The sequence below is a fragment of the Bacillus jepli genome, assembly GCF_047238305.1.
In the GTDB taxonomy this organism is placed as follows: domain Bacteria; phylum Bacillota; class Bacilli; order Bacillales; family Bacillaceae_L; genus Ferdinandcohnia.
The window spans coordinates 4,528,659-4,553,135 of record NZ_JBDFMO010000001.1 but is presented as its reverse complement, the minus strand read 5'-3'; the positions used below and the strand labels follow the sequence as shown (position 1 = coordinate 4,553,135).

The window sequence follows — 24,477 nt, the reverse complement described above, 5'->3', positions numbered from 1 at the left end:
ACAGTGTATCTGTCCCTATGTCCCATTATTTTTTCATAAAATATTTTTCACCAAGAAGTTCTTTTTCTTCATAAGTCTCTGTGTTTAATTGCTCCTCAACAAAAGCCTGAAGCTCTGACGGTTCCAAGTCATACATCACTTCAATTTCTTTCGCAAAAAGAAGTTCTTTTTCAAGTAACTTAGATAACGCAGGTTGCTGCTTTGCTTGTGGTTCTTCTTCACCTATCATTTTAGATAGTCCAGATACATAGTAGTCCAATGAACGGCTGCCCACAATTTTAACTCCTTTATTTTCCTCGTTCACCATGATAATGGTTGGAAATCCTCTAGCACCAAGTTTTGCTGCGAGAGCAAAGTCTTCGTTTAATAGTTGTTGGCCCGCTTCAGTTTCTGCTTCATTTACGATTGCTTCTCCGTCTAGCCCTAAGTTATTGACATTTTTAATCATCACAGACTTTTCGGCAATATTTTGATTGAAGGCAAAGAGTTCTTCTCTAGCATGGCGTAAATATTCATTTGCTTTGTCATCACCATGATTTTTTTGGATCACTTTGTATACCCGAGATGGTGGGAAGGAAGATTGAACAGGATTGTCAATCATTAATGATCCATCAATTGGCATACGTGAATATTCGCCAACTTCTCTCCAGTGCCCAGCTACGTCTGCAGGTCCAAAGATCCCATTTGCCGGATCAACCGGTCCACCATGCCATTTTTCAAGTAAACCGCCTAAAACAGTGTGGAAATTGAAATAATGTCCATACTGTTCTTTGAACCGGCGGAAGGTAGGTTCAAGTGCCCAGCAATGGGAGCAAATTGGGTCAGTTACATAGTAAAGATCGATTGTCTTTGTAGGTTCGTTCAAATCAATTATCTCCATCTCTTCATCTCCTGCTACTCCACATACTCCTGTTTCTAAATCGCACATTAAATTGTTGTTGCTTGTCATTTGAAATCCCTCACTTTTCAATTTTTAGTGGTGGGACAAGGAACCTGTCGCGTCCCATAAGCATTCTGTTTGCTTTGTACTTTCATTTTAGTGGATAATGGATAGCATACATACCAATAGATTAGGTAATATGTTGGATATCCAACATATTTGAGAAATTGTTGAAAAAGTAGGAGGGACGAACGAAATGACAGAAGAAAAAACTGACCCCCGAGTACTGCGAACACGAAAACTTATTATGGATTCCTTTATTGAACTTTCTAGTAAAAAAGAATTTAAGGACATTACGATTAAAGATATTACGACCGAAGCAATGATCAATCGGGCAACATTTTATTATCACTTTGAAGATATTTATGATTTGCTCGATAAAGTTTTATCCGAGGTTCTGTTAATCAATTTGGATAGCGAGTCCTTCCAACAAAGCGAATTGAAGGAAGAAACTTTTATAGGTATCTTTAAAGCCATTACGAACTTTCAGCTTTCCTTATCAAATCGATGCCATCGCGGATATGAGGATACAATTGCCCGTATTATTCGGGACCAGCTTGAAGTCATTTTTTATAAAATGTTACAAGAACAGCGTCCTACAGATGATGATAATTCTCTAAAAGTAACAGCTATTATGCTGAGTTGGGGAATGTACGGGGCTTCCGTCGAATGGAGAAGAAATCCGGATTCGATTAGCCCAGAGGAAATGATAAAATCAGCCATTCCTTTTATTAAAAATGGAATTAATTTTGGGGTAAAATGAACAAATCTGAGCTCTTGCATGTATATTTTAAATTTTAATGGTAAAACCTAAAATTACTAAATATAAGAGGAGCGATAAATATGAGTGGATTACAACGTTTTGCACTTGCTTTAGTAATTATTGGGGCAATTAATTGGGGGCTTATCGGTTTCTTTCAATTTGATCTGGTAGCCGCAATCTTCGGAGGTCAGGATTCGATTTTGTCCAGGATTGTTTATAGTTTAGTGGGCTTAAGTGGTTTATACTGTCTAAGTCTTCTATTCAAACCTGATCGAGAAGTTGTTCCTGAAACAAGCAGAACTTAATAAGTATTTCTACGAATAGATCAAGCCTTATGGTTTGGTCTATTTTACGTTTAGTGAGAAAAATGAGAAGATATCTATGGTAGCAATGGAAAAAAGGACAAGGAACCTGTCACTAAGTCCCGAGGAGGATTTTATGAAGAGGATATTTGCTGATGTGATTCAGTTTCGGGGAAGTCATTATGATCTTGGTCATATGCAGGGAACGCTTCTTAGTGATTCTTTTTTGGTGAAGAATCGGGAGCAGCAATGGAAGGTAAGGAGACCTTTATTTCGAATCGATCCTGATGAGACGAAACAGGTATTTGCACGATTAGCTCCGTTTATGTGGGAAGAGTTTTTGGGGCTGCAGGATGCTTTGGGATGGTCGATGGAAAAAGTATTGATGGAATTCGGCGGGTATAGGGTTAATATTAAGCCTTCAGGGTGTTCGATTTTAGTAGGCGAGAATTACATGATACGGAATTATGATTATCATCCAAAAACCTATGATGGACGCTTGGTTGTTTTTCAACCGTCAGATGGAGGGAATGCAACCCTCGGTTTAACTCAAAAGATTACCGGACGGTCTGATGGTATGAACAATAAGGGGCTATCGATGGGATATACTTTTATGAACCGGAAGCGCCCGGGGAACGGATTCATTTGTCATATGATCGGAAGACTTATACTTGAACTATGCGCAAATGTTGAGGAAGCTGTTGAGTTGTTGAAGGACATTCCACATCGGGGTTCTTTTAGCTATGTTTTATTTGATTCCAGCTGTGAGATGCCATTTATCGTGGAAACTTCGCCAAGAAGAGTAGAGGTTAGGCAAGGATATACTTGCACCAATCATTTTAAAATTTTAACTGAAGAAAATCGTCGAGTCCTTGATGATTCGAATAAAAGACTACAGGCTATTGAAGAAAAAATGCATGTAAATGGGCTTGAGGCGTTTCGACTATTAAATGATACAGATAAAGGAGTTTTTTCTAAGCTTTATGGAAGTTGGGCAGGCACCATTCATACCTCTGCCTATTTTCCTGATAAGCTAGAAGCTTGGTGTGCACTTGGTGGAGACCAGGAGCCCACTATTTTTAATTTAGGTGAATGGGTAAATGGGACTGACTTCCCGATGACAAAAATCGAAGGGGAAGTAGACACGGATATCCCATTTGTAAATATGGAGAAGGCGGATTGGTTTAAATGAGGGATAGAGGGAAAACCACCCCTCTGTCCCAATCAATAATATATTGACAAGTTTTCTGAATTGTGTTTATATTAATAATTAACGTGATTTTATGTGACACCTCGTACAAATCTGTTTAGGCTGATAAAGAATTTGCCGGGAGGTGGTTTTTTATTCAATGAAAAATAGTTCACTAAATGAAAATCAGATTGAATTACTTCAAAAAGGAATTGAAAGTCTTCACAGTATCCAAGAATGGAAGCCATTAACTGAAGCCATAGTGTTAGAGGGAATCAAATTAGTTGGTGGTGGAAAAGGGATCTTCTTTGTTTTTGATCAAAGTTTAAAACAATTAATCCCTCAATCAAGTCAGAATCTGGAGAAATCGGAGAGAAAAGAACTAATTGAACGAACACAACAAAAATTTCAGCAAATTGATCTTCAAACTCAAAGATACTTACATGAGGATGCTACCTATTTTTTCCCCCTTACTAGACAAAAGGTTTTTACTGGAGTCTTAATCATTATTCCACAACAAGAAGAGGAACTATCAGAGAAACAGATAAATATTGTCAATTTCTTTATGCAATCAGTTCCAATTATCCTTGAAAACTCTCGCCTATTTTTGATTATGCAAAGGAAATCAGAAAGTCTCAACTTTATGACTCAACTACAAAGACTTGTTAACCAATATTCTTTCCAAGAAATTTTGGCAGAAATTGTTCAAAAGGTGGGAGAACTGTTGAATTCAGAAATGGCAGGAATCATGTTGTATGATCCTATCCATAATGAATTAAGATTGCAAAAACCAGCTTTTGGATCATGGCAAGATACAATAATTGAACAGTATCGTGTTACTTTAACCGAAAAAAGCAATGCACGAGATGTCTTTTTAACAGGAATTCCGTATATCACATCTGATGCTCAGTCAGATGAACGCTTTAATCAAAATTACGTGAAACTATTTAAAGCTACATCTATCATTACCGTCCCTTTGTTGGTCGACAATAACAGAATTGGGATTCTTCATGCCATCAATAAAAATGACGGATATTTTACACAGGATGATTTACATTTACTCATGGATCTTTCTGAGCAATTAGGACTTACGATAAACGCAGCACTTGAGATGTCTGATACAAAAACTCCTAAAAATAAACGTTTAGAAATTGAAAGATACCTTATTCAGCAGCTTTTTGATTGTTTACTATTTAGTAATAGGGAAAAAGTAGATGAAGCCTATAGCATCCTGAAAACTTTAGAAATTACTTTAAAACCCCGGATTACTATTTTGAGAATTGGTGCTTACGATAATGGTGAATGGTTCAACTTAAATTCTAATAATGAACCTAAAGGAATCCGCTCGAAAATGGAAGAATTATTAGGGAACCCATGTATAATTTACAAGGATGGAGCAATGATTGCTCTTGTTTCGCATGATTCAGAAAGTGAGATACTGGATTTAAGCTACAAGCTTCATGGTGTATTACTAAAAAAAATGAGTGTACATGCTAAGAACCGAAAACTAGAGATTTTTATTGGTGTGGGTGAATCTGTGGGGACAATCGATTTAATCGACCATTCCTATCAACAAGCAAGTCAAATTCTAAATGCTCTTCCTAAAATTAGACATCTTGGGAATGTTGGTTATTATCCAGCGTGTGGAAGCTGGACATTGCTTTCGAGTATGATCCTGTTTGATGAAAGGAACGTAAGCGCATACACTAATCTATACTTAAAAAAAATAAATCAATTGAAAAACTCTAAAGAAATTAAAGAAACTTTAGAGGTCTATTTAAAGCATAATGGTCAAATTAAGAAAGCGGCAGAGGAATTATTTGTCCATCAAAATACACTGAAGTACCGTATCGAAAAAATAACGGATATGACCGGGTTTGATTTAGGGGATTCTGAAGTAAGACTTAGTCTATCTTTAGCGTTGCGGTTAGAGCATTTAATGTATAGTAAGGTTTAGAAAAATGACTATTTCAAAAATGGTCATTTTTTTTGTTACTAGAAGACAAAGTTTAGAAAAAAAAGTTTGCTATTTTTGTAGGTAAACAACGTGGTTATAGTGTTTTGTATCCTATACAATTAATACATAATATTCGAAATTATTAAAAATTCGAATAGAAGAGAGAGGAGGCTAATCTTGTTCGCATATCAGAAGTCAGTTGAGGAACAAATATCACCAGAGAAACTTAAGCTTTTACAGGAAGAAAAGTTAAGAAAACAAGTTCAGTATATGTATCAAAATTCCCCCTTTTATGCTACAAAATTGGATCAAGCAGGAATCCACCCTATGGAAATTGAGACACTTGATGATTTGCAAAAGCTCCCTTTTACGGAAAAATTTGAAATTCGTAAAAGCCAAGAAGACACCTCTGATTTAGGTTCACACCAATGTATTGATTCAGATAAGATTATAAGAATTCACTCATCATCTGGTACAACAGGAAGGCCTACATATGTAGGAATCACCAAAAAGGATAGTGCTGTGTGGACAGATATTGTATCTAGAGTATATTACACAGCAGGTGTAAGACCACATCATAAAGTTATTTTTGCAATGGGTTTGTCATTCTTTGTGGGAGGGCTCCCGTTAAAAGATGGGATTGAGAATTTAGGTGCTACTTTTATTCCTATTGGAACAGGTGCTTCTGAGAGACTCGTTACAACATCCCTGCATCTAAAACCGGATGTGCTTTTATGTACTCCATCTTACGCTAATTATCTAGCAGACTATATTCGTTCAATTGGCATGAATCCTAAAGATTTAGGATTTAAGTTAATTGGTACAGGTGGTGAACCAGGAGGTGGTTTACCAGAGGTTAAGCAGAGGATTGAACAGGACTGGGGTGCAAGGGTTTTTGAAGCAATGGGAAATGCTGATATGGCACCCGTTCTTTTCTCAGAATGCCCAGCAGGAGATGGCATGCATTTTGTAGCACCAGACTATGTAATCTGCGAACTAATTGATCCAGACACTGGTAAGGTTAAGCCTTTTGAGAATGGAAATGAAGGAGAATTAGTTTATACCGCGATTGATAGAGAATGTGTACCACTTTTAAGATTTCGGACAAGAGATTTGATCTCAGTTAAAACCGGTAAATGTTCATGTGGCAGCACTAGTTTTCGAATTCGATGCATTGGTCGAACAGACGATATGTTAATTATTCGGGGCGTGAACGTTTTTCCATCGGCAATAAAAGATGTAGTAAGTAGTTTCTATCCAAGAACAACAGGTGATATCCAAATTCTCCTAGAAAAACCAGGACCTGCGGTGGAACCACCATTGCAAATTAAAGTGGAGCTTGATATAAGCCGAGAAAAAGATTTACCAAAGTTGAAAAAAGAGCTAGAAGAAACGTTAAGAGCAAAGCTCATGTTTCGGGCAAATGTTGAATTAGTTCCTGAGGGAACCTTACCACGCTTTGAAATGAAAACAAAGTATGTAAAAGAAATCTACTAAACTATAAAAAATAGGGAGGGTTTTACATGACACAATACACTGTAGATATTGATACAGGCGGAACTTTTACGGATGGGTTCTTTTCCTATGGGGATCGCTTTGAAGTGGTAAAAGTAGAAACGACACCGCATGATTTAACTGTTTGTTTTAACAATTGTATTCAGGAAGGTGCTAAAAGATTCGGTCATGAAAATGTAAGCGATTTCCTAAAGGGTACGAAGACAATAAGACTTTCTACAACTGTGGGAACTAACTCTATTATCCAAAGAACTGGACCAAAGCTAGGGTTAATTGTGACAAAAGGGTACGAAGATTCACTGTACCAAGATGGTAAAAACCCGATATTGAATTTTTTAATTCAGAAAGATTTGATTGTTTCCATTGATGAAAAAGTATCTGAAGATGGGGAAGTTATTAAATCAGTGGACGAAGGTGAAATAAGACGAGTAACAAAAAAGTTATTAGAACTAGGTACAAGGGTAATCGTTGTAAGTCTAAAAAATGCTCATGCGAACAATCAAAATGAGAAACTAGTTCGAAAGATTATCCAAGAAGATTTTCCAAAGCATTATCTAGGTACAAAACCAATTCAACTCGGCAGTGATATTAGTTCACGATCTGATAATGGGGTTCGAACAAATGCAGCTGTGGTTAATGCTTATCTTCATCGTGATATGGTGAAGTATTTATATAAAGCAGATGAGGGTTTAAGACAAAAGGGATATACAAAGCCATTGTTAATAGCTCATGCCAATGGTGGTGTTGCGCGTGTCGCAAAAACAAAGGCATTGGACACGTATAATTCTGGTCCTGCAGCAGGGTTAATGGGAACGAGATACATCGGTGAAATGTATGGTCTCGATAATATCATGTCTGTTGACGTGGGAGGCACTAGTACAGATGTAGGATTAATTTCTAATGGAGAGCTTACATTTGATACAGAATCAAGTATTGCAGAAATTCCAGTCCATGCCCCCTTAATTCATGTTCTATCAGTCGGCGGTGGAGGTGGAACCATTGCTAAAGTAACTCCAGATGGAGAACTTCAATTAGGACCGGAAAGTGCAGGGGCAGTACCTGGACCAGCATGTTTTGGGCTAGGTGGAACAAAACCAACAGTAACGGATGCTTGTGTCGTTCTTGGTATCGTTGACCCAGATTACTTCTTAGGTGGAACAAAGAAAATATTGAAGGAAAAAGCAATCGATACTATTCAAAAATGGATTGCCACACCGTTAAATATATCAAATGAAGAAGCGGCAGCACTTATTGTTGATAAAATTGAACAAATTGGTGCTGACACACTAAAACAGCTTTCGAACGAAAGAGGAAAAAATATAAAGGATTTCCAACTCTTTTCATTTGGTGGAGGTGGAGGACTATTTTCTGCTGGGATGGCTAAGAAAAGTGGAATCAGTAAAATTTTCACATTCCCTTTTAGCTCTGTGTTTAGCGCATTCGGTCTTTCAACAGCCGATATTTCCCATACGTATCAAGAACGAGTCGATTTCCAATTTGGACCTCATAAAGAGATAGGTGAATTTCTTATTAATGCAAATGTCAGCATTGAAAAGATGAAAAAACTCTCTCATCGTGATATGCGTGGAGAAGGGTTTACTCCAGAATCTATACGATATGAAGCTTCCATAGAGGTCGCTTCAAATGACGAAAAGGTTCGAGATATTTTCTTTTTACCGAGTGATGTTTTTCATAGCACAAATGAACAGTATTTGAGAGAGGAATTGCAATCTATTTCTAAGCAATTAGGTTCAGACAAAATCGTAATTGAGTTTATTCGATTAAATAGTTATGTAAGCGCTTCTCATTTTGCGTTACCATCCTTAGAGCTAGTTGATTCTATTCCAGAACCGAAATCGATAAGACCCATTTACTGGAAAGGAAATGTAATCAATACAAATATTTATGACATTGAGGGGTTAAAGCCAGGTCATAAAATTGATGGACCTGCGGTTTTAGAAAGCTCAAATACTACGATCGTTGTTCCACTTGATGCAAAGTTTAGAATGGACCAACATTTAAACGGGATTATGGAGGTGTAGGGATGAGAAGAAGAATAACTGAGTATATTGCTGTAGATTTACAGAAGGAAGTTTGGGTATGTGATAAATGTGATCATGAATTGAATTCAGCACATGAGAATTATAAGAAAGGTTGCCTCATTTATGATCGTGATCCAAGTGAAATACATCAACCACATGTAGAAGGGGAATACACATTTTCTCCTGATGCGAATTGGGTTCGTTTAGTTGAATTTTATTGTCCTGGCTGCGGTACGTTGATCGAAACCGAAGTTTTAGCACCTGGACATCCGATTACACATGACATTGAAATAGACCTGGAATCATTAAAACAAAGAGCTATCGAAGAGGAAAGACAACAGAAGAAAGTATTTAAGAATGTGTAAAGGAGGAAAATTAAATGACAACAAAAATTAGGGCGACAATCGATATTGATATCGGTGGAACATTCACAGATTGCTTTATTCGATACGGAGACAAATCTGTTATTTCTAAGAGTCCAACAACAGGATATGATTTATCAGTCGGTTTTATTAAAGCTATTGAAAACGGAGCGGAACTTCTTGACTTAGATCTTGACGAACTATTGGAAGAAACGGACATGATTCGTTACTCTACTACAGTTGCGATGAATAAGCTTATCGAACGAAAAGGGCCAAAGCTTGGCTTTATTACAACCGAGGGATATGAAGATATGCTTTATATAGGAAAGGGAAGCCAATGGCAAGATGGAATTAGTTCATTAGATAGTAGGAAAATTGCTGAGGTAAGCAAGCCGATTCCGTTAATTCCGAGAGAAAACGTAGTGGGTGTAAAAGAGCGAATTGATTATACAGGGGAAGTAATTCGTCCACTTGATGAAGAAGATTTTAAAGATAAACTGCAATATTTAGTTGATCAAGGGGTAATGGGCTTTGTTGTATCTACTTTATGGTCGTTTAAAAATCCTGTTCATGAAAAAAGAATTAAGGAGCTCATTGAAGAGGAATATCCAGAGTATTACCTCGGGAATATGCCAGTTGTTCTTTCAAGCGAGGTTATGCCTAAGAGATATGAGTATACTCGGTCGAATATGGCGATTTTAAACGCTTATCTCCACCAGGCGATGGCAGAAGAATTATCGAACATTGGAGATGAACTACGCGATCTAGGGTACAGGAATCCACTTTTGATGGTTCATAATACAGGAGGAATGGCAGAAGTTTTCCGTACATCGGCAGTTAATACGTATAATGGCGGGCCTGTTGCTGGAATCATTGGCAGTAATCAAATTGGTAAGTTATATGATTACCCCAATATCGTTGTTACGGATATGGGGGGCACGAGCTTTGATATTGGGCTTGTAGTGGACGGAGAGACAAACAATTATCAATTTAAACCAGTTATTGATCGTTGGCTAGTTGATATGACAATGCTAGAAAGTAAATCAATTGGAACAGGTGGAGGCTCAATAGCATGGATTAACGATGTACTGGGTGGTCGACTAGAGGTGGGTCCTCGAAGTGCAGGTAGTTTTCCAGGCCCAGTAGCCTATGATCAAGGTGGAACGGAGCCAACGGTGACAGACGCTGACCTTGTATTAGGTTATCTAAATCCAGATTATTTTCATGGCGGGAACTTAACGTTAAATATTGAAAAAGCAAAACAAGTGATTGAAGAAAAAATTGCAAAGCCACTAGGCGTAGATGTCTATGAAGCTGCTTACCTCATTAAAAAAGTTTGTGATGGAAATATGGCAAATATTATCCAGAAAGAAACCTCACTTCAAGGAAATGACCCAAAAGATTTCGTGTTGTTTGCTTTAGGAGGCGGCGGTCCTGTACATGGTGCTGGTTTTGGATTTGAAGCAGATATTCCCAAAACAATCGTTTTACAACAATCACCTGTATTCTGTGCCTTTTCATCTTCTATGATGGACATCATGCACATTTATGAACAATCCAAACACATCATTCTATTAGAACCTGGAACAAAGAAATTCTTAACAGACTATGAATCCCTTAATTCAGTCGTACGTAATCTACAGGAAAAAGCCATCCGAGATATAACGGGTGAAGGATTCAATCCTGAGGATATTCAATATCAATTAGAACTCGATATGAAATATGGTGGTCAGCTCAATATTAAGAGGGCCGTATCGCCTAGCCTTTTTATAAACAGTCCTGAGGATGTTCAAAATCTATGGGATAGTTTTACAGAAGAATATTCAAATGCATACAGCTCAATCGCAGTTTATCCTGAAGGTGGAGTCGAAATCGAAAATGTTGTATTAAAAGCAACCGTTCCACAGGAGAAATTTCATTTTATTCAAAATGAAGCTTCAGGTGAAGACGCAAGCCATGCCATTAAAGGATCTCGGAAAGCATACTGGCCGGAACTTGGTGGGTTTGTAGATACAAACATCTATCAGCTAGAGGATTTAAGCAGCGGTAATAAAATTGAAGGTCCAGCTTTAATCGAATCACCACATACAACGGTTGTATTACCACCTAATGTTGTTTATACAGTTGATCAATATTTAAATGGTTTAATCGAAAAGAAAACAGTTGAGGGGGTAACGGCATGATTGATTTCGGTATTAATGAACGAATCCATCCAGAACCAATTGATGAATTTGAACAAACGGCCCTTGATGGTTTAAAGCCTGGCGAATATGAGATTTATAGTGAAAAGTTAAACCAATTAGTGCTAGAGGCAAAAGAAGTCTTAACGAAAATCGGAGTTTCCTCCATGCTTCACTCAGGGGATATAGTCGTGGGCTTGTATACAGCAAAAGGTGACCTTGTTGCGGCCTATTGTGGTGTATATTTACATGCTGTTACAACCCAAATTGGAATTAAATACATTCTTAAGCATTATAAGGATGATCCTACAATTGGGATAAATGAAGGTGATATTTTCTATGCGAATGAGGCCCTTTATGGTGGGGTTCATAATCCGGACCAAGTCGCGGTTATGCCAATTTTCCATAAAGGTGAGCTTGTCGCATGGGCTGCAGCAGCGGTACATCAGCCTGAAACAGGTGCAATTGAACCTGGTGGCATGCCACTAACTGCAAAGTCGCGTGCAGATGAAGGGATGAAATTGCCACCAATTAAAATTGGTGAAAACTATCAAATTCGAAATGACATGTTAAATATGATGGCAAACATGGTTTCAAGGGCTCCAAGAATGCAGATTATTGATACAAAAGCTCGTGTTGCTGCGTGTGATCGTTTACGTGTTCGTGTCCAACAACTAATTGAGAAGAAAGGCGTAGAACTTGTTGTTGGCGTAATGAGGAAAATGTTAATTGTAGCAGAGGAGGGGGCGCGAAAACGTATTTCAAGCTGGCAGGATGGTGTATATCGTTCGGTTTCTTTCATGGATACAATGGGAACAAACGACTCATTGATGCGTTGTGCTCTGACCTTAACAAAGGAGGGAGACTCCCTTACATTTGATTTCACAGGTTCATCACCTGAAAATGATGGATCATTTAATAGTTTTATGCACATCGTTCGTGCCCATATCGCAATCTATTTATTTGGAGTACCTTTTGCAGATTTGCCAACATCATCTGGTATTTTTTCTTCAATCAAGGTAATTGTTCCACAAGGTACATTTTTAAACGCAAATGTGGATGCTTCAGTAGCAAACTCACCGATAACAAATAGTTGTGTGCTATCTACAACGTCTAATGCGTTTGCAAAAATGCTATATGCAAGTGGAGTAAAAGAGCTTTCAACAAGTGGTTACGGGGCAGGTGGTTGTGCAGTTGTCATCGCTGGTCAAAACCAATGGGGTGTTCCTTTTGCTGATATGCTAGCAAACGTACTAAATAGTGAAGGTAGTGGGGCCAGAACACATCGTGATGGAGATAATTCTTTTGGTTTTCCTTGGGGCTGGTGGGGGAAAGCTCCAGATGTAGAAGATATGGAGAATGAACAGCCTCATGTCCATTTATATTTTAAGCATTGGAAGGATTCAGGAGGATTTGGTAAATATCGTGGTGGTGCAGGAACAAATGTCGCATGGGCTGTAAAAGGTGTTCCATTCTTAGTTTACCAATCTATTATTAAGCATCATAAAGTTCCTATCACACAAGGATTATTTGGTGGCTACCCACCACCGTCACATCCTGGTATTAAGATTGTAAATGCCAATTACTTTGAGAAAATGAAAAATGGGGATGCAGATATTCCTGTCGACACGGCAGAACTTGTAAAAAACCGTTCCATTGAAGGAGATTACGTAGTTGAGCGTGCACCACGTCCAGCCGCACCTGTTATGGATGGTGATATTTATGTAGCGAATTCAACCGGTGGTGGTGGCTACGGTGATGTGCTTGATCGTGAACCAGAAAATGTAATAAAAGACTTAAAGGATGAACTCATTTCAGATTGGGTAGCCCAAAATATCTACAAAGTGTCCTATGACCCTGAAACGCTAACTTTAGATGAGGAAAAAACCGAAAAGCTAAGAGAGTTGGAAAGAAAGAATCGATTAGGACGAGGAAAAAGCTATGATGAATTTATGGTGGAATGGTCCACAAAGCAACCAGCTGAAGAAGCACTTGTCTATTATGGCAGCTGGCCGAATGCAGAGCCATTACGACAAATTGTCCGTATGTAACTTTTCATAATAAGGAGTTGTTCCATGGATAAAAAAGAATTAGTTCAAAAATTTTTTAAAGGTCGGGCTGTCACTCGACCTCCTTTTCTCCCATTGGTAGGTACTTATTTAACAAAAGTAGATCAAGTTTCAATTCCTTCGATTTTACAAGATGCGAATACTTTTTACTCGGCATTATTGAATACTCAAAAACTTCTAGGCTATGATGCTGTTATTTTACCATTGGACCCTTCTTTAGAGGCAGAGGCCCTCGGTGGAATGGTTGAATGGAAGGATCAAGAAATGCCTAGTGTAAAAGAAATACCAATTACTCAGGAATTATTATCATCGGATTTTTTGGAAAGAGGTAGAGTGCCGGTTGTAAAAGAGGTTGCCACGCGATTGGTAAAGGTTCAAGGTAAAGAACTACCGATAATTGCATCTATAACTGGACCAGTCACTATTCTCAAAACTCTTTATGGAGCAGAATGCAATTCAGATTTAGGATTAATGAGAAAGAGGGCTGAAGAAATCACACAAATCATGATAGGACTCTGTAAGGCTTTTGGCGATGCAAAGGTAGACGGAATCCTCATTAATGAAGATTTGTTAGATTCTACTTTATGGGAAGAATGTAAAAACGTTTATAAACCTTTGTTCAACGTTATTAAATATTATAATATTTTTGGCATCTTGCGCCTATCGCCTGAGGCTGATGTCTTTGAATCAACAAATCATTTTCCGGAAATTGTATTAGCTTCAGAGGAATTTATTACAAATGCAACTTCTGTGAAAACAAAAGGCATCGCATTATCAACTTCAATTTGGGAAGAAAATTTGGAACTTACTGAGCTAGCTTCATTGTGGAAAGAAAACAAAAAAAGAAGACTGTTTTTATCATCCAGCCATCCACTTGATATAGAAATAAATTTAAACAATCTTCAGGAAAAAATTACAATGATTTGTAATGAAGAAAGTTGGCTTTAATCAAAAGGAACTCACCTTTATAACGGAAGGTGGGTTCCTTTTGTAATATACAGACTTCAATGTTTTTCGACAAAATTTGAGAAATGACAGAAAGTACATGTGGTTCTGTGTGTTATAATAACGGAAAAATAATCGTGTAGGTGACTTCGATGACAGAATTTGCAAAAGTGTTTCATGGAACAGCTTTTACAAGCCGTACGCCTAAGGAAGTTGAGGTTTTGAAGGATCATCTTTTTTGTGTGAATGAAGATGGGATGATTGAAAAGGTAATAGGTCCAGAACATAGTGAGTATCAACCACTTTTAGATGAGTATCAACGCACAAGCAACTATCACCGGTTAACCGAAGGACAGTATTTTTTACCCGGGTTTATTGATTTGCATGTTCATGCACCACAATGGGCACAAGCGGGGACGGCATTGGATATTCCGCTGTATGATTGGTTGAATACATATACATTTCCGATTGAAGCAAAATTTGAGGATATCGACTTTGCGAAAAAGGTGTATAACGAAGTGGTTCAAACTCTGCTCGCGAATGGTACGACAACGGCCCTTTATTTTGCGACAGTACATAAGGAAGCTAGTTTCCTTTTGGCTCAAATTTGTGCAGAAAAAGGTCAGCGTGGGTTAGTAGGAAAAGTGGTGATGGATAATCCTGACCAAACGGAGAATTTTTATAGTGACCATGATACAAAGACAGCACTAACTGAAACGGAAGACTTTATTTTAGCTGTTAGGGAATTAGCAAAATCAACAAAGCAGGGAGTCTATCCAGTGGTTACCCCTCGATTTATCCCGAGCTGTACGGATGAAGCGCTACAAGGCTTAGGGGAATTAGCAGCAAAATATGATACACATATACAGTCCCATTGTAGCGAAAGTGATTGGGAACATGGTTATGTGAAGGAACGCTTCGGTAAGAACGATGCTTTTGCACTTAATGATTTCGGGCTATTGCGTGAAAAGTCGGTCATGGCGCATTGTAACTTTTTATCAGACAATGACGCATATTTATTTGTTGAAAAAGGGACTGCCGTTTGTCATTGCCCCATCTCTAATGCCTATTTTGCTAACAGTGTAATCCCGATTGCACGCCTTCAATCACAAGGAGTAGAAATTGGTTTGGGATCTGATATTTCAGGAGGTTTTTCACCAAGCCTTTTTGATAATGTTAAACAGGCTGTGATCTCTTCTAGAATGCTAGAGGATGGCGTGGATTCGACATTACCAGCGAGTGAGCGCGGTGTACCTGAGTCACGAATAACACTCGATGAAGCATTTTATTTTGCCACTGCTGGAGGTGGGGAAAGCTTGAGCTTACCTATTGGTCGCCTTGCCGAAAACTATGTGTGGGATGCACAAATCATTGATACAACCGTAGATACAGCAATGCTCCCACTTTACGATCCAGAAGAAAAATTACATGATATTTTTCAAAAAATCATCTATCTCGCCCGACCAGAAAACATTCGACAAGTATGGGTGCAAGGGGAGAAAGTATGGGATAGGGATTCAGCGTCCTGGGACAGAGGGACAGGTTCTGATGTGACCCCCAAAAGTTAGAGTTTTTATTATGCAGCTAATTGACTGGTATGGAGTCGGTATTGTACTGGGCTCATACCCGTCAATTTTTGCTTAATACGCTTATTATTGTAGTATTCTATATAACTATCAATTTTCTCACTTAATTCCTCAAACGAACACAACGCTTCTCCATAATACATCTCTTGTTTTAGTAAGCCAAAAAAGTTTTCCATCGGTGAATTATCCAAACAGTTTCCTTTTCGAGACATGCTTTGGAAAATCTTATTTTCCTTAAGTGTTTTTACCCACTTTTTATGTTGGTATTGCCATCCTTGATCAGAGTGAATCGTTGTTCGATACTTTGAGTCTTTTACAATTTCAATTGCTTCCTTAAGTGGTCCGATCGTAAGATCCAAAGTTGGGCTTATACCCACTCCAAAAGAAAGAATTTCACCATTAAATAAGTCCATAATTGGACTAAGGTACAGTTTTACACCGTTTGAACACTTAAATTCTGTGATATCAGTTGTTAACTTTTGATGGCACACATTAGTTTGGAAACGACGATTAATAAGGTTCTTCGCGACCTTACCTATATTTCCCTTGTAAGAATTATATTTACGTGTTTTTCTATTAAATTTAATTCCTTTAAGACCGAGCTTATTCATAATTCGATGCACAGCCTTATGGTTCACTTTAAGCCCTCTATTACGCAACTCTAAATGTACTCGACGGTATCCGTAATTACCGTTATGTTCGTTAAATATAGATTGGATACAATCCTCTAGTTCTTGTTTTGGATTCGATTTTTTCATCAATTTTATATGATAATGATAGGTAGATTCAGGAATTCCAACTCTTTTTAATACGTCTTTCAGTTTGAACTTTTCTTTGAGTTCGTATGATAACGCTGCTTGTGCTTTTCGAGATAGCCCTCCGGATCCATCTGAAAAGCTCGCAACTTTTTTAAGTATTCTACCTCCAAACGAAGGAGTTCGTTTTCTCTTTCTAGTTTTTGTTCATTTGTCATTTCTTTATCAGACTTCTTATTTTTAGACATAGTAGGCCATCCTTTAATTTTATTCAGGCCTTCAAGTCTACCCTTAAGAAAATCCTGCTTCCACCCTGCTATTGTAGTAGGATTTGTTATTCCAAAATGAAGGGCGGCATCTGTTTCAGAAGAACCTGTTCTCTTTATAAAGCTTAATACATCTAGCTTAAATTGAACAGAATAAGGTTTGTTTATCCCCTTCCTTTTTAATCCTTCAGCACCAAATTTCTCGTAAACTTTTATCCACCTTTCAACCATTGATTTTGACTTTATCCCATGCTTCCTAGCTAGTGGTCTAATTCCTAGCTTTCCTTCTTGATACTCGTTAACCACCATTAACTTTAAATCATCACTATATTTCTTTGTCAAAATATACACACCCCAAATAATTAGATTTTACTCCAACTTTTGGGGTGCAATATATTCGTCGTCCCACTAGATTTATCAAAGGATTGCTTTCTACAAAAAATATTTTTATGTTCTTCAAGCAACCTGTTTGAAAAATGGAACAATTTCCTATAATGTGTAGGTATTAATGATTTTTAACTCACATGGGAGGCAAAAGTATGAACATCGTAACACTCGTAGGCAGTTTAAGAAAAAATTCATTTAATATGCAAGTGGCTAAGACTATGCAGGAAAGATACAGTGATAAACTCAACATGCAAATCCCTGATATCGGTGCTTTACCTCATTTTAATCAAGATGATGAATTGGATCCACCACAGGTTGTAAAGGATTTCAAAGCAGCGATTGCCAATGCAGACGGTGTTATCATTATTACACCTGAATACAACTGGTCGGTTCCAGGTGTATTAAAAAATGCGTTAGATTGGACATCGCGCGTGGAGCAAGTATTCATTGGCAAGCCTGTCATGACTCTTGGTGCAACTCCTGGAATGATGGGAACGATTCGTGCTCAACTTCATTTACGTGAGATTTTAGTGGCACCAGGTATTCAGGCGAAGGTTCTACCTCCAGGTGCAAATGAGATATTGATAAACTTTGCAAGTCAAAAAATCGATGAACAAACAGGTCAATTGGTTGATGAAACAACACTAAACTTTTTAGATAGTAAAGTGGATGCATTTATTGATTTTGTGAAGACAAAGTAGGGACAGTGGGACAGGTACACTGTCCCATCATTTTTTTACAGGGACACTGTACCTGTCCATGTGTCCCAATGCGAAAGGAGTATGGTGGAAAATGAGATTAAGTGTACTTGATCAAGCGCCAATTACGAAAGGAAATTCTCCGGCGGGTGCATTAAAAAAAGCGGAGGAACTTGCTATCTTGGCAGATGAATTAGGCTATCATCGCATGTGGATGGCTGAGCATCATGGAACTGGTTCTTATGCAAGTTCCGCTCCTGAGATCTCAGTAGCCCATTTGGCAGCCAAAACGAAGCGAATTCGAATCGGTACAGGTGGAGTTATGATGATGCATTACTCTCCATTAAAGCTTGCAGAGGTGTTTAAAACACTAAGTTCATATTCTCCAGGAAGAATTGATTTTGGAGTCGGCCGAGCACCTGGTGGAGACCAATATGCAACCTATGCTTTATCTGAAGGGCGCCAACCCATGGTAAATAATATGTACGAGAAATTCGATCTGGCCTTACAAATGTTGAAGGACGAGATACCCGATCATCCACTCTATAAACATACAATCGCAACACCATCTCAAGTTTTGTTGCCAGAAGCATGGTTGCTCGGTTCAACCGGCAATAGTGCTGTAATGGCAGGGCGAATGGGGGTAGGCTACTCCTTCGCACAATTTTTCAACGGCGAAATGACAAAGGATATTTTAGAATTATATAAAGAGCAATTTAAGGCAACTGTCTTTATGGAAAAACCGGAGATTACTGTTTCCTATATGGTTACCGCTGCAGAGACGGATGAGGAAGCTGAATTTGAAGCATTGCCACATGACATAGCGCGTCTATGGCTCATGAAAGGAAAGCTTGGGCAGGTGTTAACTCCAGAGGAAGCACAAAACTATCCATTAACCGAAGTGGAACGAATGAACATCCAAGAAAATCGGAAAAAGCTTCACCTAGTCGGATCGTCTAAAGCAATTGCCGAAAAACTGCAACAGGAGCAGGAAGATTATGGTTTTGATGAAGCGATGATTTGTAGCATCCCACATTCACAGGAAAAACGACTGAATGTATACAGATTGTTGGCTAAGGAATTATTATAGAAAGTTAATTTTAATTAAGCGCCTGTCCTCTTGATTCAAAGAGGGCAGGCGCTCTCTATTTTCATTCGCAACTTTAGAGTGATGACAGTGAGAGGGAATTTTTCAAAAATCTGCTTTTAAAATTTTGAATGATCTATTATTGTAAGATAAGGTTTAAAATATATGAAACTGGAGTGGATGAGTGAATGAGTAAATTTAAGGTAGTTGTCACCGATTTTGAATATGCCAGTTTAGCAATTGAAGAAGAAGTGTTAGAAAAAGCAGGGGCTAAGTTAATTAAGAAGCAATGTAAAACAGAACAGGAAGTAATTGAGGCTTGTAAAGATGCGGATGGAATCATTAACCAGTATGCACCAATTACTCGTAAAGTGATAGAAAACCTTCCAACTGTTAAAGTGATTGCAAGATATGGAGTTGGTGTGAATACAATTGATGTAGATGCAGCGACAAAACATGGTGTATTTGTAGCCAACGTTCCTGATTATTGTATGGAAGAGGTAGCTGATCACGCATTAAGTCTACTTTTTGCATGTGCACGTAAAATAGTTCAATTAAATCAATCTGTCAAAAGCGGTGTATGGGATTATAAAGTAGGAACTCCTATTTTTCGTATGAATGGTCGTGTACTAGGACTTATTGGATTTGGGAGAATACCACAAAATTTGGCAACAAAAGCAAGAGTACTAGGGTTAGAGCTTGTCGTATATGATCCTTTCGTTTCGGAACAGGTTGTAAAGGAATATAACGCAAAACTAGTTTCATTGAATGAGTTAGTGGAAAAATCTGATTTTATATCTGTTCATACACCTTTAACAAAAGCAACTCAGGGATTAATCAGTGATGAACAATTTACATTGGCGAAAAAGGAAGCGTTTATCATTAACACATCTAGAGGACCTGTTATTGATGAACAAGCATTAATCCGTGCTCTTCAAGAAGGGAAAATTGCGGGTGCAGGTCTTGATGTCATTGAACAGGAGCCAATTGATCCAACTAGTCCGTTACTAAAAATGGATAATGTCATTTTAACTCCACATGTTGCGTGGTATTCAGAGGAATCACAAGTTGAATTAAAACGGAAAACGGCACAAAATGTTGCAGATGTATTATTGGGAAATAATCCAACATATCTAGTTAACCAGCAGCTAAAAAAGTAAAGAAAACCAGTTGTTATAACATTCATTTTTATTACAAAAGAGTATCTATTAATAATAAAGATTTTTAGAGGTTCTTTGTGCAGCTTCTTAAAATTAGTATTATTAAAATATTTATAAAAATAGCATTGAATATGAAAAGGTTTTCATTTATAATTTACCTAAACCGATTTACTAAATCGGTTTAGGAGTGTGAAAAATATGAGAATACAAGATGTTGCGGATAAAGCGGGTGTCTCAAAAAGCACAGTTTCTCAATATCTGAATAATCGATACGAATATATGGCTCCAGCAACAAAAGAGAAAATTGAAAATGCGGTGAAAGAGCTAGGATATATTCCAAATTATGTAGCAAAAAGTTTGAGGCAAAAGAAAACGTCCACGATTGGAGTTATTGTTGCCAATATTCTGCATTCATTTACAAACGAGATTGTTCGGGTTATTGAAGATACTTGTAAGGTTAATAATTTTCATATATTTGTATGTAATACTGATGATGATCCAGAAAAAGAAAAAAGCTATATTGAAATGCTAATGGCCAAACAAGTGGATGGATTGATCATATTTCCGACAAGTGGGAATGCAGAGTTGTACAAACAGTTAAAAAAAGCTCGATTTCCAATAGTTTTTATTGATAGAAAAATCGAACCTGTTATTTATCCAACAATTTTGCTAGATAATGAGAAAGCCTCTGAATTAGTTGTAGAACATATTCTACAAAAAGGAAGAACAAAAATGGCCTTAGTAAGTGCTCCTATTAAGGATGGAATTACACCTCGGATTGAACGAATCGAAGGGTTTAAAAAAGCGCTAAGAAAACATGGGCTACCTGTAAATGAAAAATGGATTATCACTGCAGAACTTCATGAAATAAGCAATCAATTGCGCTCCATTTGGGAGGATGAAAAGAGTCGACCAAATGCCTTTTTTGCAATCAATGGGATGTCAGCAATTGAACTATTAAAATTTTTAAAAGAGCAAAATGTCAGCATACCAGGTAATGTAAGCGTTGTTACTATGGATGACTCACCGTTTTTAGCTGCCACTACCCCTGCTATAACCGTTGTAGCCCTACCAACGTATGAGATGGGTATAGAAACAGCCAATACTATGCTTAAGTTAATTTCTAATTTGAAACTTGAAGAGGAATATAAGGTTCTTCGGTATGATGCAAAATTAATAGAACGTGAATCAGTATAAAAGATTTTGATGAAATCTCCTTTATTTCTGGGAATGAAAATCTATTTTTCTATTATTCACGTTTTTTTGAAGGGGGGGATACATGTTCAAACAAATCGATATCCAAAATGAAGAATGAATACAAAAGGGGGAATTTTTAATGAGGAAAATTAGTTTACTGGCAGTAAGTTTAGTGTTCGTATTGCTATTGGGGGCTTGCAGTTCTGGTACTTCTAATAGTTCGGGTGACGGCAAAGAAGAAGGTAAAGTTGTAAAATGGAAACTTGGTCATTTAGCGGATGAAAATCATATTTGGCACAAAACTTCTGTGAAATTTGCTGATCTAGTGAAAGAAAAAACAGATGGACAAATCGAAATCGAAGTTTATCCGAACAACTCTTTAGGCGGCGAAACTGATACGATTAATGCGATTTCTGCTGGTACAGCAGACCTAGTTATTTCTGGTGAAACGTTGCAAAACTGGGCTCCAAAAGCTGCATTACTTGCAGTTCCTTATGCGTTTACTGGTTTAGACCACGTGAAAAAAGTGGTTGATGGTGAGGTTGGAGATGAAATCAAAGCCGAAATTAAAGAAAAAGCAAATTTAACACCATTATTTTATATGACTCGTGCACCACGTAACTTAACTTCAAGCAAGCCTATTGAAACACCAGCTGATTTAGAAGGCTTTAAAATGCGTGTGCCAAACGTGCCTCTATTCTTAAAGGTTTGGGAAGCAGCAGGTGCAAAGCCACAAGTAATGGACTTTAACGAAGTATTTACTGGCATCCAGCAAGGGGTAATTGATGGACAAGAAAACCCTGTTGACTTAATCCAAAGTGGTGGACTTTATGAAGTGCAAAAATATGTAAACCGCACAGAGCATGTATATTCTTGGATTTATGTTTTGGTAGGAAATAAGCAATTTGATGCATTAACAGACGAACAAAAAACAGCTGTACAAGAGGCTGCAGCAGAAGCGCAAGAGTATGGCGCTAAGTTATTTGACGAAGAAATCAATAAAATTGAGGAACAGTTGAAAGAAGAAGGAATGGAATTTGTTGATTCTGATAAGGATGCCTTCAGTGAAGCGATGGTTCCAGCTGTAAAAGCTTCACTTTCTGAAGAACAATTAGCAGTATATGAAAAAATCCTAAATGCGAAGTAATAATGAAGATAGGCGCGGTTGACCATTCTTGGTCGACAGTGCCTTTCCGTTAGTTAAGAGTAAAAATGGTTTTTTAGAGTAAGAGTTAGACTTTGGAGCGATTACTAAAAAAACTTGCCCACCAGATGATTCCGAAAGGGAGTGAAACCAATGTCAAGCATCCTAAAATGGCTGACACGAATATTAGGCTTTCTGTCCGTTGTATGTTTTACCGGTATTATTATCATTGTTACCATGCAAATTCTCTCTCGTTATTTTCCATATTCCTATATTTGGACTGAAGAGTTGACGCGTTATTTATTCCTATTTGGAATAGCTACCGGAGCACCGATTGCACTGCTTCGAAACGAATATATTGCAGTTGATATCATAATTGCCAGATTTCCTAAAAGGGTAAGAAAGGTATTTGATATTTGCATTATGATATCCCTATTACTTATAAGTGTCATTATGATTAAAGAATCTCTTTCATTTGTACAAATAGGCACGGCTCAGTTGTCGGCAACAATGCCAATTAAAATGTCATGGATCCATGGTTCCATGCTCATTTTGAGTACTTTCTTATCCCTTTTCGCTTTAGTAAGAATAGGATATTTATTTGGAAATAAGAAAAATCCATATGAAGTAGAAGGAGGTGGGGAATTATGACGGCCCTCCTATTGTTTGTTTCATTCCTTGTATTAATCTTTCTTGGTGTACCGGTGGCATTCAGCTTAGGACTTTCATCCCTTATTTATTTGATAGCTGTTGACATCCCACTAAATATTATCCCACAAAAGATGTTTGCAGGTCTAAACTCTTTTGTTTTGCTTTGTATTCCAGGCTTCATTCTTGCAGGTAATTTAATGAATGTTGGTGGTATTACAGATAGAATCATAGGTTTTGCGAACAATATTCTTGGGCGCATCCGCGGAGGTCTTGGTCTAGCAAACGTTGGGGCTTCAATGGGGTTTGCTGGTATTTCAGGTACAGCTCTTGCAGATACAGCCAGCATTGGTGCCATTCTGATTCCTGCTATGAAAAAGGAAGGCTATGGCGCAGCATTTTCTTCAGCTGTTACGGCTTCTTCATCCATTGTAGGACCGATTATTCCACCATCTCTGCCAATGATCATCGTAGGAACGCTTGCTTCTCTTTCTATTGGTGATTTATTTATGGCTGGTGCTGTTCCAGGGGTTTTAATAGGATTAGGATTAATGATTCCGACCTATATCATTTCTGTCAAACGAAATTATCCAAAAGGAGACAAGAAAACATTAAAAGAAGTATGGAAAAGCTTTCTTGGCGCATTTTGGGCGATTTTAATGACCGTCATTATATTATATGGTATTTTAGGCGGGCTTTTCACTCCGACGGAAGCTTCTATTGTCGCTGTTATTTATGCATTAATAATTGGATTATTTGTTTACAAAGAGCTACCGATTAAAAAAATACCGGAAATCATGCTGTCAACCATGACTTCAACTGCCGCCATTATGTTATTAGTTGGATTTGCTAACCTATTTGGCTGGATTTTAGTCAGTGAACGTATTCCGCAAATGGTTGCTGATCTTATACTGGGGATTTCTACAAATCCTGTGATTGTTATTTTATTAATTATTGCTTTAATGCTTTTTGTAGGTACATTTATGGAAACAATTGCAGGCCTTGTTATCCTATTCCCAGTTTTATTGCCTGTTGCCAATACAATTGGTATGGATCCGATTCAATTCGGTGTTCTGATGGTTTTATCAATGGTTATCGGATTGGTTACACCGCCTGTAGGGGTATGCTTATTCGTTGCCTCGCAAATTGGAAATGTGTCAATGGGAAAGGTAACACGAGAATTAATTCCATTCATAGGTGTCATGTTTGTTGTCTTGCTTCTTGTTGCCTTTGTCCCTCAGGTCACATTATTCCTACCAAGCTTATTTGAATAAGGAGATGTAAT

Annotated in this window: 21 protein-coding genes; 18 read left to right on the top strand and 3 right to left on the bottom strand. The window is 37.8% G+C overall.

Annotated features, from left to right (window positions below; translation table 11 throughout):
• Positions 1-25 precede the first annotated feature (25 nt).
• Positions 26-949 (bottom strand): DsbA family protein, encoded by a 924-nt coding sequence (locus tag ABC371_RS23150; RefSeq protein WP_412898964.1) that lies wholly within the window; start codon positions 947-949, stop codon positions 26-28.
• A gap of 187 nt (positions 950-1,136) precedes the next feature.
• Here ABC371_RS23150 and ABC371_RS23145 point away from each other — a divergent pair, with 187 nt between their 5' ends.
• From ABC371_RS23145 to guaD, 11 genes are all read left to right on the top strand, one after another.
• Positions 1,137-1,703, top strand: a complete 567-nt coding sequence (locus ABC371_RS23145; protein WP_412898963.1) for a TetR/AcrR family transcriptional regulator — start codon at positions 1,137-1,139, stop codon at positions 1,701-1,703.
• An 80-nt stretch (positions 1,704-1,783) separates the two neighbouring features.
• The gene (locus tag ABC371_RS23140; RefSeq protein ID WP_412898962.1) at positions 1,784-2,008 is read left to right on the top strand and encodes a DUF378 domain-containing protein; all 225 of its coding nucleotides are present in this window, start codon (positions 1,784-1,786) and stop codon (positions 2,006-2,008) included.
• Between the two features lie 133 nt (positions 2,009-2,141).
• Positions 2,142-3,197 carry a C45 family autoproteolytic acyltransferase/hydrolase gene (locus ABC371_RS23135; protein WP_412898961.1) on the top strand — a complete coding sequence of 352 codons (1,056 nt, stop codon included), beginning with the start codon at positions 2,142-2,144 and terminating at the stop codon, positions 3,195-3,197.
• Positions 3,198-3,354: 157 nt separating this feature from the next.
• On the top strand, positions 3,355-5,151 hold the full coding sequence (locus tag ABC371_RS23130) for a helix-turn-helix domain-containing protein (RefSeq protein ID WP_412898960.1): 1,797 nt from the start codon (positions 3,355-3,357) through the stop codon (positions 5,149-5,151).
• 177 nt (positions 5,152-5,328) lie between these two features.
• On the top strand, positions 5,329-6,648 hold the full coding sequence (locus ABC371_RS23125) for a phenylacetate--CoA ligase family protein (protein WP_412898959.1): 1,320 nt from the start codon (positions 5,329-5,331) through the stop codon (positions 6,646-6,648).
• Between the two features lie 26 nt (positions 6,649-6,674).
• Entirely contained in the window at positions 6,675-8,708 is a 2,034-nt protein-coding gene (locus tag ABC371_RS23120) for a hydantoinase/oxoprolinase family protein (RefSeq protein WP_412898958.1), read from the top strand.
• A gap of 2 nt (positions 8,709-8,710) precedes the next feature.
• Positions 8,711-9,073: an acetone carboxylase subunit gamma gene (locus ABC371_RS23115; protein WP_412898957.1), complete on the top strand. Its 363-nt coding sequence runs from the start codon at positions 8,711-8,713 to the stop codon at positions 9,071-9,073.
• 14 nt (positions 9,074-9,087) lie between these two features.
• On the top strand, positions 9,088-11,253 hold the full coding sequence (locus tag ABC371_RS23110; protein WP_412898956.1) for a hydantoinase/oxoprolinase family protein: 2,166 nt from the start codon (positions 9,088-9,090) through the stop codon (positions 11,251-11,253).
• A complete protein-coding gene (locus ABC371_RS23105; protein WP_412898955.1) occupies positions 11,250-13,301 on the top strand; it encodes a hydantoinase B/oxoprolinase family protein in 2,052 nt (683 codons plus the stop codon). Before ABC371_RS23110 ends, ABC371_RS23105 begins: the two co-directional genes overlap by 4 nt.
• Before the next feature lie 24 nt (positions 13,302-13,325).
• On the top strand, positions 13,326-14,267 hold the full coding sequence (locus tag ABC371_RS23100) for a uroporphyrinogen decarboxylase family protein (protein WP_412898954.1): 942 nt from the start codon (positions 13,326-13,328) through the stop codon (positions 14,265-14,267).
• A 149-nt stretch (positions 14,268-14,416) separates the two neighbouring features.
• Positions 14,417-15,832 carry a guanine deaminase gene (gene guaD, locus ABC371_RS23095; RefSeq protein ID WP_412898953.1) on the top strand — a complete coding sequence of 472 codons (1,416 nt, stop codon included), beginning with the start codon at positions 14,417-14,419 and terminating at the stop codon, positions 15,830-15,832.
• 8 nt (positions 15,833-15,840) lie between these two features.
• Here guaD and ABC371_RS23090 read toward each other — a convergent pair whose 3' ends face one another.
• Together ABC371_RS23090 and ABC371_RS23085 are read right to left on the bottom strand one after the other, a co-directional pair.
• Complete coding sequence (locus tag ABC371_RS23090; RefSeq protein WP_412899293.1) at positions 15,841-16,767, bottom strand: IS3 family transposase; 927 nt, start codon at positions 16,765-16,767, stop codon at positions 15,841-15,843.
• The gene (locus tag ABC371_RS23085) at positions 16,668-17,213 is read right to left on the bottom strand and encodes a helix-turn-helix domain-containing protein (RefSeq protein WP_412896176.1); all 546 of its coding nucleotides are present in this window, start codon (positions 17,211-17,213) and stop codon (positions 16,668-16,670) included. The genes ABC371_RS23090 and ABC371_RS23085 overlap by 100 nt, the downstream gene beginning before the upstream one ends.
• A gap of 197 nt (positions 17,214-17,410) precedes the next feature.
• On the opposite strand from ABC371_RS23085, the gene ABC371_RS23080 reads away from it, so the two are divergent.
• The 7 genes from ABC371_RS23080 (at position 17,411) to ABC371_RS23050 (ending at position 24,466) form a co-directional block, all read left to right on the top strand.
• Positions 17,411-17,959, top strand: coding sequence for an NADPH-dependent FMN reductase (locus ABC371_RS23080; protein WP_412898952.1), 549 nt, complete (start codon positions 17,411-17,413; stop codon positions 17,957-17,959).
• A gap of 91 nt (positions 17,960-18,050) precedes the next feature.
• Entirely contained in the window at positions 18,051-19,046 is a 996-nt protein-coding gene (locus ABC371_RS23075; protein ID WP_412898951.1) for an LLM class flavin-dependent oxidoreductase, read from the top strand.
• Between the two features lie 185 nt (positions 19,047-19,231).
• Positions 19,232-20,203 (top strand): C-terminal binding protein, encoded by a 972-nt coding sequence (locus ABC371_RS23070; RefSeq protein WP_412898950.1) that lies wholly within the window; start codon positions 19,232-19,234, stop codon positions 20,201-20,203.
• A gap of 198 nt (positions 20,204-20,401) precedes the next feature.
• Entirely contained in the window at positions 20,402-21,400 is a 999-nt protein-coding gene (locus ABC371_RS23065; protein WP_412898949.1) for a LacI family DNA-binding transcriptional regulator, read from the top strand.
• 139 nt (positions 21,401-21,539) lie between these two features.
• Positions 21,540-22,547, top strand: coding sequence for a TRAP transporter substrate-binding protein (locus tag ABC371_RS23060; protein WP_412898948.1), 1,008 nt, complete (start codon positions 21,540-21,542; stop codon positions 22,545-22,547).
• Between the two features lie 150 nt (positions 22,548-22,697).
• Positions 22,698-23,195, top strand: a complete 498-nt coding sequence (locus tag ABC371_RS23055; RefSeq protein ID WP_412898947.1) for a TRAP transporter small permease — start codon at positions 22,698-22,700, stop codon at positions 23,193-23,195.
• On the top strand, positions 23,192-24,466 hold the full coding sequence (locus tag ABC371_RS23050; RefSeq protein ID WP_412898946.1) for a TRAP transporter large permease: 1,275 nt from the start codon (positions 23,192-23,194) through the stop codon (positions 24,464-24,466). The genes ABC371_RS23055 and ABC371_RS23050 overlap by 4 nt, the downstream gene beginning before the upstream one ends.
• Positions 24,467-24,477: the final 11 nt, after the last annotated feature.